The 12,584-nt window shown below is 72.2% G+C and carries 11 protein-coding genes and 1 pseudogene; 10 read left to right on the plus strand and 2 right to left on the minus strand.

Annotated features, from left to right (window positions below; translation table 11 throughout):
• Positions 1-88: 88 nt before the first annotated feature.
• The 7 genes and pseudogenes from K8Z49_RS46910 to soxR all read left to right on the plus strand — a co-directional run.
• On the plus strand, positions 89-496 hold the full coding sequence (locus tag K8Z49_RS46910; protein ID WP_021597572.1) for a TOBE domain-containing protein: 408 nt from the start codon (positions 89-91) through the stop codon (positions 494-496).
• 23 nt (positions 497-519) lie between these two features.
• Positions 520-1,305, plus strand: a complete 786-nt coding sequence (gene modA / locus K8Z49_RS46915) for a molybdate ABC transporter substrate-binding protein (RefSeq protein WP_412517112.1) — start codon at positions 520-522, stop codon at positions 1,303-1,305.
• On the plus strand, positions 1,302-2,156 hold the full coding sequence (locus tag K8Z49_RS46920; protein WP_083597237.1) for an ABC transporter permease: 855 nt from the start codon (positions 1,302-1,304) through the stop codon (positions 2,154-2,156). The genes modA and K8Z49_RS46920 overlap by 4 nt, the downstream gene beginning before the upstream one ends.
• Positions 2,153-3,229 (plus strand): ABC transporter ATP-binding protein, encoded by a 1,077-nt coding sequence (locus K8Z49_RS46925; protein ID WP_218163560.1) that lies wholly within the window; start codon positions 2,153-2,155, stop codon positions 3,227-3,229. Before K8Z49_RS46920 ends, K8Z49_RS46925 begins: the two co-directional genes overlap by 4 nt.
• A 165-nt stretch (positions 3,230-3,394) precedes the next feature.
• Positions 3,395-5,212, plus strand: a complete 1,818-nt coding sequence (locus tag K8Z49_RS46930; protein ID WP_256255210.1) for a phosphoenolpyruvate carboxykinase (GTP) — start codon at positions 3,395-3,397, stop codon at positions 5,210-5,212.
• A 195-nt stretch (positions 5,213-5,407) separates the two neighbouring features.
• Positions 5,408-5,992, plus strand: coding sequence for an HdeD family acid-resistance protein (locus tag K8Z49_RS46935; protein WP_021597076.1), 585 nt, complete (start codon positions 5,408-5,410; stop codon positions 5,990-5,992).
• Positions 5,993-6,049: 57 nt separating this feature from the next.
• Positions 6,050-6,499: pseudogene (soxR, locus tag K8Z49_RS46940) on the plus strand (redox-sensitive transcriptional activator SoxR); the annotation flags it as partial.
• A 153-nt stretch (positions 6,500-6,652) separates the two neighbouring features.
• Here soxR and K8Z49_RS46945 read toward each other — a convergent pair.
• Positions 6,653-9,055, minus strand: coding sequence for a glycoside hydrolase family 65 protein (locus K8Z49_RS46945; RefSeq protein ID WP_083597240.1), 2,403 nt, complete (start codon positions 9,053-9,055; stop codon positions 6,653-6,655).
• Positions 9,052-9,801 carry an HAD family hydrolase gene (locus K8Z49_RS46950; protein ID WP_075019966.1) on the minus strand — a complete coding sequence of 250 codons (750 nt, stop codon included), beginning with the start codon at positions 9,799-9,801 and terminating at the stop codon, positions 9,052-9,054. Before K8Z49_RS46950 ends, K8Z49_RS46945 begins: the two co-directional genes overlap by 4 nt.
• 155 nt (positions 9,802-9,956) lie before the next feature.
• On the opposite strand from K8Z49_RS46950, the gene gndA reads away from it, so the two are divergent.
• The 3 genes from gndA (at position 9,957) to K8Z49_RS46965 (ending at position 12,558) form a co-directional block, all read left to right on the plus strand.
• Positions 9,957-11,381, plus strand: coding sequence for an NADP-dependent phosphogluconate dehydrogenase (gene gndA / locus K8Z49_RS46955; RefSeq protein WP_075019967.1), 1,425 nt, complete (start codon positions 9,957-9,959; stop codon positions 11,379-11,381).
• Between the two features lie 205 nt (positions 11,382-11,586).
• Positions 11,587-11,844 (plus strand): hypothetical protein, encoded by a 258-nt coding sequence (locus tag K8Z49_RS46960; protein ID WP_143118273.1) that lies wholly within the window; start codon positions 11,587-11,589, stop codon positions 11,842-11,844.
• A 117-nt stretch (positions 11,845-11,961) separates the two neighbouring features.
• Positions 11,962-12,558, plus strand: a complete 597-nt coding sequence (locus K8Z49_RS46965) for an HDIG domain-containing metalloprotein (RefSeq protein WP_412517113.1) — start codon at positions 11,962-11,964, stop codon at positions 12,556-12,558.
• Positions 12,559-12,584 lie beyond the last annotated feature (26 nt).

The following is a 12,584-nucleotide window of genomic DNA, read 5'->3' on the forward strand; positions in this document are numbered from 1 at the left end:
TATGCTAGGTATTCCTCCATAAGCATTTGCAGATTCTGGACGTGGAGTCGGCTTCTCCTCGCATCTGCGGATGGCTAGGCTAGGCCGCGTGACGACGTTCAGGATCGGCGAGGCCGCGGCGCTCCTCGGGGTCAGCGCGGACACCGTCCGCCGCTGGGTGGACGGGGGGCGGCTCCCGGCGTCCCGGGACGAGCACGGCCACCGGCGGGTGCCGGGCGCCGACCTCGCCGCCTTCGTCCGCGAGCAGGCGCGCGGCAGCGGGCCGTCCGACCAGGCCGAGCGGTTCTCCTCGGCGCGCAACCGGCTGCGGGGGATCGTCACCGAGGTCGTGCGGGACGGGGTGATGGCGCAGGTGGAGATCCAGGCGGGTCCGTTCCGGGTCGTGTCGCTGATGAGCCGCGAGGCGGCGGACGACCTCGGGCTGGAGGCGGGCGTGGTCGCCGACGCCGTCGTGAAGTCGACGAACGTCGTGGTCGAGGTGCCGGAGCCGGGCTGACCCCCGGCCGGTGAGGAGGGCCGGTGAGGAGGATCGTGGACAAGCGCATCGCGCCGGCAGCGGCCCTGCTGCTCGCCGCGGCGGCGGGCTGCGGCGACACCGGCGGTGCTTCGGGGACGGGATCCGGAGGCGGCGGCAGGACGCTGACGGTCTTCGCCGCGGCGTCGCTGACCGAGGTGTTCGGCTCGCTCGGGAAGACGTTCGAGACGGCGCACCCCGGCGTGAAGGTCAGGTTCAACTTCGGCGGGAGCTCGACGCTCGCACAGCAGATCACGCAGGGCGCGCCGGCGGACGTGTTCGCCGCCGCGAGCCCCGCCACGATGACGACGGTGACCGGAGCCGGGGACGCCGCCGGCGCGCCCGCGGTTTTCACGAAGAACCGCCTGGTCATCGCCGTCCCCAAGGACAACCCCGGCAGGGTTGCGGCGGTCGGCGACCTGGCCCGGCCGGGGTTGAAGATCGTGCTGTGCGCGGTGCGGGTGCCGTGCGGGGCGGCGGCGGAGACCGCGCTCGGCGCGGCGGGGGTGCGGGTGCGGCCGGCGTCGCGGGAGCAGGACGTCAAGGCCGTCCTGACGAAGGTCGGGCTGGGGGAGGCCGACGCCGGGCTCGTCTACCGCACCGACGCCAGGGCAGCCGGCGGCACGGTGACCGGCATCGAGTTCCCCGAGGCGGCGAAGGCGGTCAACGACTATCCGATCGTCGAGGTCGCCAAGGCTCCGCAGAGCGCGCTCGCCAAGGAGTTCATCCGGCTCGTCCTGGGGAGCCAGGGCAAGGCGGCGCTGACCGGGGCGGGCTTCGAGGCGCCATGAGCCCCGCGCCGGAGGCGTCCTGGGAAGCCCGGCGGGCGCGGCGGACACGGGCCGGTGAGCGGGACCCGCTACCGGGGCGGCCGCCGTGGATCCTTCTCCTTCCCGCGCTGGCCGGGCTCGCGTTCCTGGTGCTGCCGCTGGCGGGCCTGCTCGTGCGGGCGCCGTGGTCGACGCTCGGCACCCGCCTCATGGAGCCGCAGGTGCTGGAGGCGCTGCGGCTCTCGCTGGTCACCGCCACCCTCGCCACCTGCCTGTGCCTGCTGTTCGGCGTGCCGCTGGCCTGGGTGCTCGCCCGCGTCCGGTTCCCCGGCGTCCGGCTCGTCCGTGCGCTGGTGACGGTGCCGCTCGTGCTGCCCCCGGTCGTCGGCGGCGTCGCGCTGCTGCTCGCGCTCGGGCGCCGCGGGCTGGTCGGCGGCTGGCTGGACGCCACCTTCGGGATCACGTTCCCGTTCACCACCGCCGGGGTGGTCCTCGCCGAGACGTTCGTGGCGATGCCGTTCCTGGTGATCAGCGTGGAGGGCGCCCTGCGCGCCGCCGACCTGCGCTACGAGGAGGCCGCCGCCACCCTCGGCGCCGGCCGCTGGACGATCTTCCGGCGGGTCACGCTGCCGCTCGTGGCCCCCGGCGTCGCGGCCGGGGCGATCCTGTGCTGGGCGCGGGCGCTCGGCGAGTTCGGCGCGACGATCACGTTCGCGGGCAACTTCCCCGGCCGGACGCAGACGATGCCGCTCGCGGTGTACCTGGCGCTGGAGACCGATCCGCAGGCGGCGATCGTGCTCAGCCTGGTCCTGCTCGCCGTCTCCGTCCTCGTCCTGGCCGCGCTCCGGGACCGCTGGGCGGGCGGCTCGTGAACCGCGCGGCGGGGCCGCGGGGCGCGGGGAGCGCCGGCCTGGACGCGCGGGTCGTGGTGCGGCGCGCCGCGTTCGACCTCGATCTCGCGCTCACCGCCGGGCCGGGCGAGGTCGTGGCGCTGCTCGGCCCGAACGGCGCCGGCAAGAGCACCGCGCTGCGCGCCCTCGCCGGGCTCGTCCCGATGGCGGGCGGGCACGTCCGGCTGGACGGCGAGGACCTGCGCCCGCTGCCGCCCGACCGCCGCGGCATCGGCATGGTATTCCAGGACTACCTGCTGTTCCCGCACCTCAGCGCGCTGGAGAACGTCGCGTTCGGGCCGCGCTGCCAGGGCGCCGGACGCCGCGCCGCGCGCCGGACCGCCGCGCGGTGGCTGGAGCGGGTCGGGCTCGCGGAGTACGCGTCCGCCCGTCCGCGCGCCCTGTCGGGCGGGCAGGCGCAGCGCGTCGCGCTGGCCCGCGCGCTGGCCGTCGACCCGGGGCTGCTCCTGCTGGACGAGCCGCTCGCCGCCCTCGACGCCCACACCCGGATGGAGATCAGGGCCGCGCTGCGCCGCCACCTCGCCGGGTTCCCGGGAGCGGCCGTGCTCGTCACCCACGACCCGCTGGACGCGATGGTGCTGGCCGACCGGATCGTCGTCGTCGAGGACGGCCGGCTCGTCCAGGAGGGAACGCCCGCCGACGTCGCCCGGCGCCCGCGCACCGGGTACGTGGCGCGGCTGGTCGGGCTGAACCTGTACCGGGGCCGGGCCGAGGGCGGCACCGTGACGATCGGCGACGGCGGCGCGACGCTCGACAGTGTCGACTCGCTCGACGGTGAGGTCTTTCTGGCCTTCGCGCCATCCGCGGTGGCGCTGTACCGGACCCGCCCCGACGGCAGCCCCCGCAACCTCTGGCGCGCGCGGGTCGGCGCGATCGAGCGGCAGGGCGACCGGGTCCGGGTGCGGTTGTCCGGGCCGCCCTTCGAGGCCGTCGCGGACGTGACGCCGGCGGCCGTGGCCGAGCTCCAATTGTCGGAGGGCAGCTCCATATGGGCGGCCGTGAAGGCCACCGAAACTCACGTTTACCCAGCTTGAGACCGTCCGCACGGGCAGCGGGCCGCCCGCCCGCGTACGGGTGATATCCATCACAAATCGGGCAGGAACTCCGATAAGCCGACGGGATTGGTCCAGACCAAATGGCAAAAACGACGGGTGTTGTTCATTATGCGAGCATCCTGTGAACAGCTGAAGGAGATGCCCGTGTCCAACCAGGTCCCCGGCCTCGACCAGGCCCCAACCGGCCACACCGAACTGATTGAGTGGGTACGCGGGATCGCCGAGCTGACCGGCCCGGACCGGGTCGAGTGGTGCGACGGCTCGGACGCCGAGTGGGAGCGCCTGACCGGCCTCCTCGTCGAGCAGGGCACGCTCACGCGCCTCGACCCGGCCAAACGGCCGAACAGCTTCCACGCCGCGTCCGACCCCACCGACGTCGCCCGCGTCGAGGACCGGACGTTCATCTGCTCCGAGAAGGAGTCGGACGCCGGCCCCACCAACAACTGGGTCGCGCCCGCCGAGATGCGGGAGACCCTCGGCGGCCTCTTCAAGGACTGCATGAAGGGCCGCACCATGTACGTGGTGCCCTTCTGCATGGGCCCCCTCGGCGGCAACATCTCCCAGCTCGGCGTTGAGATCACCGACTCGGCCTACGTCGCGGTGTCCATGCGGATCATGACGCGGATGGGCGAGGGCGCGCTGCGGCTGATCGAGGAGCGCGGGTCGTACGTCAAGGCCGTCCACTCGGTCGGCGCCCCGCTGGAGCCCGGCCAGAAGGACGCCACGTGGCCGTGCAACTCCACCAAGTACATCACCCACTTCCCCGAGACCCGGGAGATCTGGTCCTACGGCTCCGGGTACGGCGGCAACGCCCTGCTCGGCAAGAAGTGCTACGCGCTGCGGATCGCCTCGACGATGGCGCGCGACGAGGGCTGGATGGCCGAGCACATGCTCGTGCTCAAGCTGACCCCGCCCTCCGGTGAGACCCGCTACGTGGCCGCGGCGTTCCCCTCGGCGTGCGGCAAGACCAACCTCGCCATGCTGGAGCCGACCATCCCCGGCTGGAAGGTCGAGACGATCGGCGACGACATCGCCTGGATGCGGTTCGGCGACGACGGCCGCCTCTACGCCATCAACCCGGAGGCCGGGTTCTTCGGCGTCGCGCCCGGCACCGGCGAGAGCACCAACGCCAACGCGGTGAAGACGCTCTGGGGCAACAGCATCTTCACCAACGTGGCGCTGACCGACGACGGCGACGTGTGGTGGGAGGGCCTCACCGACGAGCCGCCCGCGCATCTGACCGACTGGAAGGGCAACGACTGGACGCCGGAGTCCGAGACCCCGGCCGCCCACCCGAACGCCCGCTTCACCACCCCGGCCGGCCAGTGCCCGATCATCGCCGACGAGTGGGAGGACCCGAAGGGCGTCCCGATCTCGGCGATCCTGTTCGGCGGCCGGCGCGCCTCCGCCGTCCCGCTCGTCACCGAGTCGTTCGACTGGCAGCAGGGCGTGTTCCTCGGCGCCAACGTCGCGTCCGAGAAGACCGCCGCCGCCGAGGGCAAGGTCGGCGAGCTGCGCCGCGACCCGTTCGCGATGCTGCCGTTCTGCGGCTACAACATGGGCGACTACTTCGGCCACTGGCTGGAGATCGGCAAGGCCACCGACCCCGAGAAGCTGCCGCGGATCTACTACGTCAACTGGTTCCGCAAGGACGCCGGCGGCAGGTTCGTCTGGCCCGGCTTCGGCGAGAACAGCCGCGTGCTGAAGTGGATCGTCGAGCGGCTCAACGGCAAGGCCGACGCGGTCAAGACCCCGATCGGGCACCTGCCGACCAAGGACGCGCTGGACACCGAGGGCCTGGACCTCGACGACGCCGACCTGGACATGCTGCTGTCGGTCGACACCGAGGTGTGGAAGCAGGAGGCCGCGCTCGTGCCGGAGTTCTTCGAGAGGTTCGGCGACCACACGCCGAAGGCGCTGTGGGACGAGTACCACGACCTGGTGCGCCGCCTGGAGCACTAGGCCGTCCGCTCTCCGCGTGCCCGCCCCCGGCGTTCCACCGCCGGGGGCGGGCACGACGCGTAGATACCCCTCCTGGGCGATTTCTTTGAATTGTCAAATTTGCCCAATTTAGGGGTGGTCTTGGGCTTCCCCGTGGCACCGGGCGGCAACCAGATGAGGTACGCACATCGCCGTCCGCGGCCCCGGGAGGCAGGCATGTTCGAGCCGATGACCCGCCACTGGTGGGTGCTGGCGCTGCGCGGCGCGTTCGCGATCCTGTTCGGCATCGCCGCCTGGGTGTGGCCCGGCATCACCGTCTGGGCGCTCGTCGTGCTCTTCGGCGCGTACGCGCTGGTGGACGGCGTGTTCGCGCTCGCGGCGGCGTTCCGCGACACGACCGGCGGGCCGCGCGGCATGCTCCTGCTGTCCGGCGTCGCCGGGGTCGGCCTCGGCGTCGTGGCGCTGGTGTGGCCCGGCATCACCGCGTTCGTCCTGCTGATGCTGATCGCCGCGTGGGCGGTCGCCACCGGCGTGCTGGAGATCGTCGCCGCGGTCGCGCTGCGCAAGGAGCTGCGCGGCGAGTGGGCGTACGTGCTGACGGGCGCGGTCTCGGTGATCTTCGGCATCCTGTTGTTCGCCTGGCCGGTGTCCGGCGCGGTCGCCATCGTCTGGCTGATCGGGCTGTTCGCGATCCTGTTCGGCGCCGCCATGGTCGGCGCCGCGTTCCGGCTGCGCAGGCTCGGCCGCGAGGTGCGGCGGACGGAGGGCGCCCTCGGCGGCCCCAGGCCCGCCCACCCCTGATCGCCGCCGCCGCACCGGAAACCTCGACCGCGCTTGAGGTCGCATAGGATGCGGCGCATGACGCGGCTGGAGCACCGGGTACACGAACTGACCGTCGGGCAGCTCGCCGAGCGGAGCGGCGTGGCCGTCTCGGCGCTGCACTTCTACGAGTCCAAGGGGCTGATCAGCAGCCGCCGCACGGCGGGCAACCAGCGCAGGTTCGGCCGCGACACCCTCCGCCGCGTCTCGTTCATCAAGGTGTCGCAGCGCGTCGGCATCCCGCTCAGCGACATCCGCGACGCCCTCGCCACCCTCCCCGAGGAGCGCACCCCCACGGTGGAGGACTGGGCGCGGCTCTCGGAGGCGTGGCGCAGCGACCTCGACGCGCGCATCCGGCAGCTGGAGCGGCTGCGCGACGACCTCACCGACTGCATCGGCTGCGGCTGCCTGTCGATCAGCAGGTGCGCGCTCGCCAACCCCTACGACCGGCTCGGCGACGAGGGGCCCGGACCGCGCCGCCTGCTGGTGAACCGGGGCGCGGAGGCGGTGCACGACGCGGAGGCGCCGCATGGTGCGCGGCAGGCGGCCCCGTCCCGTCCGGCGGAGGAGACCCGCGCCGTCTCGGAGGCCGCCCACCACGCGGAGTGCGGGGGCGTCTGCGCCCCCGAGGGCTGACCCGCGCTACCTGCGGAGCGGGACGCGGCCGTGCGGGTCGATGCGGCGGGGCGCCGGTTCCCGCCCGGACGGCTGGGCCGGCGCCGGACGCACCGGGATCGGCTCGATCGGCAGCTCCGCCGGCTCGTCGTCGGAGAGGCTGAACTCCTCGCCGTGGTGCCACAGGGTGATGCCCGGCCCGTCCAGCAGCTCGTAGGACGCCGACTCCGCCGTCACCGCCACCTTGATCAGGCTGCCCCGGTACCGCATGCGGAACGTCAGCCGGCTGATCCCGCCGGGCAGCCGCGGCGCGAACCGGAGCCGGCCCTTGCCCGCGCGCATCCCGCCGAACCCGGCGACCAGGCCGCTCCACGCGCCCGCCATCGAGGCGATGTGCAGCCCGTCGCGGGTGTTGTGGTTCAGGTCGTGCAGGTCCATCAGCGCGGTCTCGCCCAGGTAGTCGTGCGCCAGCTCCAGCTGGCCGACCTCGGCGGCGACCACGGCCTGCGTCTGCGCCGAGAGCGAGGAGTCCCGGACGGTCAGGCCCTCGTAGTAGGCGAAGTCGCGCTCCTTCTGCTCCTCGGTGAACGCGTCCCCGCACAGGTGCAGGGCGAGCACCAGGTCCGCCTGCTTGACGACCTGCTTGCGGTAGAGGTCGAAGTAGGGGAAGTTCAGCAGCAGCGGGTAGTGGTCGGGTTTCGTCGCCGCGAAGTCCCAGCGGGCGTGGTTGGTGAAGCTCTCGCTCTGCGGGTGGACGCCCAGCCGGTCGTCGTAGGGGATGAGCATGGCCGCCGCCGCGTCCCGCCACGACGCCGCCTCCTCGGCGTTCACGCCCAGCCGGTCGGCCACGTCGGGGTGGCGCATCGCCATCTCCGCGGCCTCCTGGAGGTTCCGGCGCGCCATCAGGTTGGTGTAGACGTTGTTGTCCACGACCGCGCTGTACTCGTCCGGTCCGGTGACGCCGTCGATGCGGAAGACGCCGCCGACGTCGTGATGGCCGAGGCTGCGCCACAGCCGGGCGGTCTGCACCAGGATGTCCAGGCCGACCTCCCGCTCGAACTGCTCGTCCCGGGTGGCGTCCACGTACCGGACGACGGCGTCGGAGATGTCGGCGTTGATGTGGAACGCGGCGGTGCCGGCGGGCCAGTACCCGGAGCACTCGTGGCCGCGGATCGTCCGCCAGGGGAACGTGGCCCCGCCCAGCCCGAGCTGGTTGGCGCGCTCCACCGCCAGCGGCAGCGTCATGTGCCGCCACGCCAGCGCGTCCGCCGCGGCGCCCGGCGAGGTGTAGGTCAGCACGGGAAGCACGAACGTCTCGGTGTCCCAGAACGTGTGCCCGTCATAGCCGGGACCCGTCAGCCCCTTCGCCGGGATCATGCGGCGCTCCGCCCGCGCCCCCGCCTGCAGGACGTGGAACAGCCCGAACCGGACCGCCTGCTGGATCTCGGCGTCGCCCTCGACCTCGACGTCCGCGCCCTCCCAGAAGCCGTCGAGGTACTCGCGCTGCTCGGCCAGCAGCCCGTCCCAGCCGGTCTGCCGCGCGCCCGCCAGCGCCCCGACCACCTGGTCGTGCAGCGCCGGCCGGGACCGCCGGCTCGACCACCCGTACGCGATGTACTTGACGATGCGGAGCCGCTGGCCCGGCTCCAGCCGGGTCGCGACCGTCAGCCGGCCCACGTCGTTGGAGCTCTCGGTGTCGATCGCCAGCGACTCCGGGCCCTCGATGTCGTGCGACATCCCGGCCGCCATCCGCAGGCCGCTGCGCCGCGTCCGGTGGAGCAGCAGCACCTTCTTGCCGTTGGCGACGTGCTCCTCGCTGACCAGCGGGCTGTCCAGGATCGCGGACGCGCGCGGGTCCTTGCCGCCGCCCGGCAGCGCCTCGTTGGCCACCAGCTCCGACTGGGCGACCACGCGGACCGCCTCGTCGACCGGCTCGACCTCGTAGCAGATCGCCGCGACGGCCCGCTGCGTCAGCGAGACCATCCGCACCGACGTGACCCGGATCGTCCGGTCCGCCGGAGACGTCCACTCGACCTGCCGGGTGAGCGTCCCCGCCCGCATGTCGAGGACCCGCTCGTGGTGGTGGACGCGGCCGTAGCGCACGTCGAGCGGCTCGTCGTCCACCAGCAGCCGGATCACCTTGCCGTTGGTGACGTTGATCGCCGTCTGGCCCGACTCGGGATAGCCGTAGGCGGTCTCGGCGTGCGGCAGCGGGCGCTGCTCGTAGAAGGAGTTCAGGTAGGTGCCGGGCAGCCCGTGCGGCTCGCCCTCGTCCAGGTTGCCGCGCATGCCGAGGTGCCCGTTGGACAGCGCGAACACCGACTCGGTCTGCGCCAGCCGGTCCAGCCGCAGTTCGGGCTCCCGGACGCACCAGGGCTCCACCGTGAACACCGGCCGGTCCACGGCGCTCTGCCCGTCCCGGTCACTCAATGGTTCTCCAGCAGCTCAGATAGATCGTTGACCACCACGTCGGCGCCGTGCTCGGCGAGCGCCTCGGCATGCGCCTCGCCCACCCGGTTGACGCCGACCACCTGGGCGAACCCGCCGGCGCGTCCCGCCTGGACCCCGGCGAGCGCGTCCTCGAACACCACCGCCCGCTCCGCCGGGACGCCGAGTTCCCGCGCCCCCTCCAGGAACATGTCGGGCGCCGGCTTGCCGGGCAGATGCCGCTCGGCCGCCACCACCCCGTCCACCCGGGCGTCGAACAGGTCGGTGATCCCGACGGTCCGCAGGACCTGGACGGTGTTGGCGCTCGACGACACCACGGCCGTCTTCAGCCCGGCCTTGCGCGCCGCGCGGACGTAGTCGATGGACCCGTCGAACGTCTCGACGCCCTTCTCCTCGATCAGCTTGAGGACGAGGGCGTTCTTGCGGTTCCCCAGCCCCCGCACGGTCTCGGCCTCGGGCGGATCGTCCGGATCGCCCTCCGGCAGGGTGATGCCGCGCGACTCCAGGAACGAGCGCGTCCCGTCCTCGCGCTTCTTGCCGTCGACGTACCGGCCGTAGTCGTGGACCGGGTCGAACTCGGTGAACGGCTCACCGGTCCGCCCGGCGCGCTCGCGCAGGAAACCGTCGAACATCTCCTTCCACGCCGCCGCGTGGACGGACGCCGTCCGGGTCAGCACCCCGTCCAGATCGAAGAGACACGCCGCCGCTTCGTCCGGCAGTCCCAGCATCCGCACCCCCTGCAGAATGTCACCATCGGAATGTTCCTGAATCCCGTCCCGTTTCCGCAGCCGAACGCGGTCATGCGCACCCCGTCGACCGAACGGGCGGATCATGATCCACGTACAACCCTTGGTCAGGGTCGCACACGAGGAGGAGTGAGCCAATGCAGAAGGCGCGAATCGGTGTCACGGGACTGGCGGTGATGGGCCGGAACCTGGCTCGCAACCTCGCCCGGCACGGGCATCCCGTCGCCGTGCACAACCGCACTCCCACCCGGACGAAGTCGCTGGTGGAGGAGTTCGGCGACGAGGGCACGTTCCTCCCCGCCGACACGCCGGAGCAGTTCGTGGCGTCCCTGGAGCGGCCCCGCCGCCTCGTCATCATGGTGAAGGCGGGCGGGCCCACCGACGCCGTCATCGACGAGTTCGCCCCGCTGCTGGAGCCCGGCGACATGATCGTCGACGGGGGCAACGCCAACTTCGCCGACACCCGCCGCCGCGAGGCCGCGCTGCGCGAGCGCGGCGTCCACTTCGTCGGCACCGGCATCTCCGGCGGCGAGGAAGGGGCCCTGCACGGCCCGAGCATCATGCCCGGCGGCTCCCCCGAGTCCTACGAGGCGCTCGGCCCGCTGCTGGAGGACATCTCCGCCAAGGTGGACGGCACGCCCTGCTGCACCCACGTCGGCCCCGACGGCGCCGGGCACTTCGTGAAGATGGTGCACAACGGCATCGAGTACGCCGACATGCAGCTGATCGCCGAGTCCTACGACCTGCTGCGGCACGCCGCCGGCCTCGCGCCCGCCGAGATCGCCGAGGTCTTCCGCACCTGGAACACCGGCCGGCTGGAGTCCTACCTCATCGAGATCACCGCCGAGGTCCTCGCGCACACCGACGCCTCCACCGGCAAGCCGTTCGTGGACGTCGTCCTCGACCAGGCCGAGCAGAAGGGCACCGGCCGCTGGACGGTGCAGACCGCGCTCGACCTGGGCGTCCCCGTCGGCGGCATCGCCGAGGCCGTCTTCGCCCGCTCGGTCTCCGGGCACGCCGCCCTCCGCGAGGCGGCGCAGGGCCTGCCGGGCCCGTCCCGCGGCGCCGTCGCCGGCTCCGGCTTCGCCGACGCCGTGGAGAAGGCCCTCTACGCCTCCAAGATCGTGGCCTACGCGCAGGGGTTCCACGAGATCCAGGCGGGCAGCGCCGAGTACGGCTGGAACATCGACCTCGGCGCGATGGCCACCATCTGGCGCGGCGGCTGCATCGTCCGGGCCCGCTTCCTCGACCGCATCCGCGCCGCCTACGCGGCCGACCCCGGCACGCCGACGCTGCTGACCGACGACCACTTCGCCGAGGCCGTCGGCGACGCCCAGGACGCCTGGCGCGACGTGGTCGCCACCTCCGCCCGCCTCGGCATCCCGGCCCCCGGCTTCTCCACGGCACTGGCCTACTACGACTCCCTGCGCGCCGACCGCCTTCCCGCCGCGCTCACCCAGGGCCAGCGCGACTTCTTCGGCGCCCACACCTACCGCCGCGTAGACCGCGAAGGCTCCTTCCACACCCTCTGGGGCGGCCCCCGCACCGAAGTCACCTCCTGACGCGTCCGTCTTGCTACACCGTCGCCTGGGAGAAGGTAAAAACAGTGTCGGAAGGTGGGGTGATCTCCGGATAGCTCGTTGTGGCTAACCGTGATCGATTGATGACCGAGCGTCCCGATGCCATGGCAGGTTGAGGGGGCGCTCTCCGACGGAGACAGGACCCGAAGGAGAGCGCGTGACCCGAAGGAGAGATAGCATGCCCGTCATGGCGCCCAAGCCCCTCGACCAGGTCACTCTCGGTGACCTGGCCACCAAGGACGACCTGAAGAACCTGGTCACCAAGGACGAGCTCGCGCAGCAGCTCGGCTCGCTCAAGCAAGAGCTCCGACAGGAGTCCAAGCAGGATCTGGGGTCGGCCGTCAACCTGATCATGGGTGAGCTCGGCAAGCTGGCCGCCCAGCAGGTAGAGATGTCCAGGACGCTGGCCCGCCTGGTCGCCAAGGTCGACGGTATAGACAAGTAGCGCGATCGCATGACGATGCCCCTGGGAACCACATCCCGGGGGCATCTCGCCTTCTAGACCACGACGTCGATCTGGATCGTCACTGCTCGTTGTCGGTGGACGCCATAGGGTGGCGGGATGCGGGTTCCTGAAGACGATGAGATCCGGGCTTTACATGAGCGGCACGCGCCTAGTACGGAGGCGTTCGACCTGGTCTGGACGCACTGCGCGATCGTGTGCGAGATCGCCGAGGAGCTGATGCAGGGCGGCGGGCTGGACGTGGACAAGGACCTTGTCCGGGCCGGGTGCCTGCTGCACGACATCGGGGTCTACCGGCTGTACGACGCCAGTGGACGGCTCGATCACCAGCGGTATGTGCGGCACGGGCTGCTGGGGCACGGGCTGCTGCGGGACGAGGGGTTCCCCGAGGAGATCTGCCGGTTCTGCTCCCGGCATACCGGGGTCGGGCTGACGCGGGACGACATCGTGCGTCTCGGGCTTCCGGTTCCCGACGCCGATCTCGTGGCCGAGACCGGGGAAGAGCGGCTCGTCATGTACGCCGACAAGTTCCACAGCAAGACCGAGCCGCCCACCTTCGTGTCCGCGGAGACCTATGCCGTCCGGGTGCGCCGGTACGGCGAGGAGAAGGTGGCGGTGTTCGAGGCCATGCGCGAGTTCTTCGGGGAGCCGGATGTCGCGTCGCTGGCGGACGGCTTCGGTCACGCCCTGGTCTGATGCCGGCGGTGACGCGGGCAGTGGGG

Origin of the sequence: Actinomadura madurae (genome assembly GCF_047130825.1) — a bacterium.
GTDB classification, from domain to species: Bacteria; Actinomycetota; Actinomycetes; order Streptosporangiales; family Streptosporangiaceae; genus Spirillospora; species Spirillospora madurae.

Bases quoted from the DNA above. Each gene is read 5' to 3' on its own strand.
- K8Z49_RS46920 (WP_083597237.1), top strand. From the start codon at position 1,302: ATGAGCCCCGCGCCGGAGGCGTCCTGGGAAGCCCGGCGGGCGCGGCGG.
- K8Z49_RS46935 (WP_021597076.1), top strand. From the start codon at position 5,408: ATGTTCGAGCCGATGACCCGCCACTGGTGGGTGCTGGCGCTGCGCGGC.
- K8Z49_RS46950 (WP_075019966.1), bottom strand. From the start codon at position 9,801: ATGCTGGGACTGCCGGACGAAGCGGCGGCGTGTCTCTTCGATCTGGAC.
- gndA (WP_075019967.1), top strand. From the start codon at position 9,957: ATGCAGAAGGCGCGAATCGGTGTCACGGGACTGGCGGTGATGGGCCGG.
- K8Z49_RS46960 (WP_143118273.1), top strand. From the start codon at position 11,587: ATGGCGCCCAAGCCCCTCGACCAGGTCACTCTCGGTGACCTGGCCACC.
- K8Z49_RS46965 (WP_412517113.1), top strand. From the start codon at position 11,962: ATGCGGGTTCCTGAAGACGATGAGATCCGGGCTTTACATGAGCGGCAC.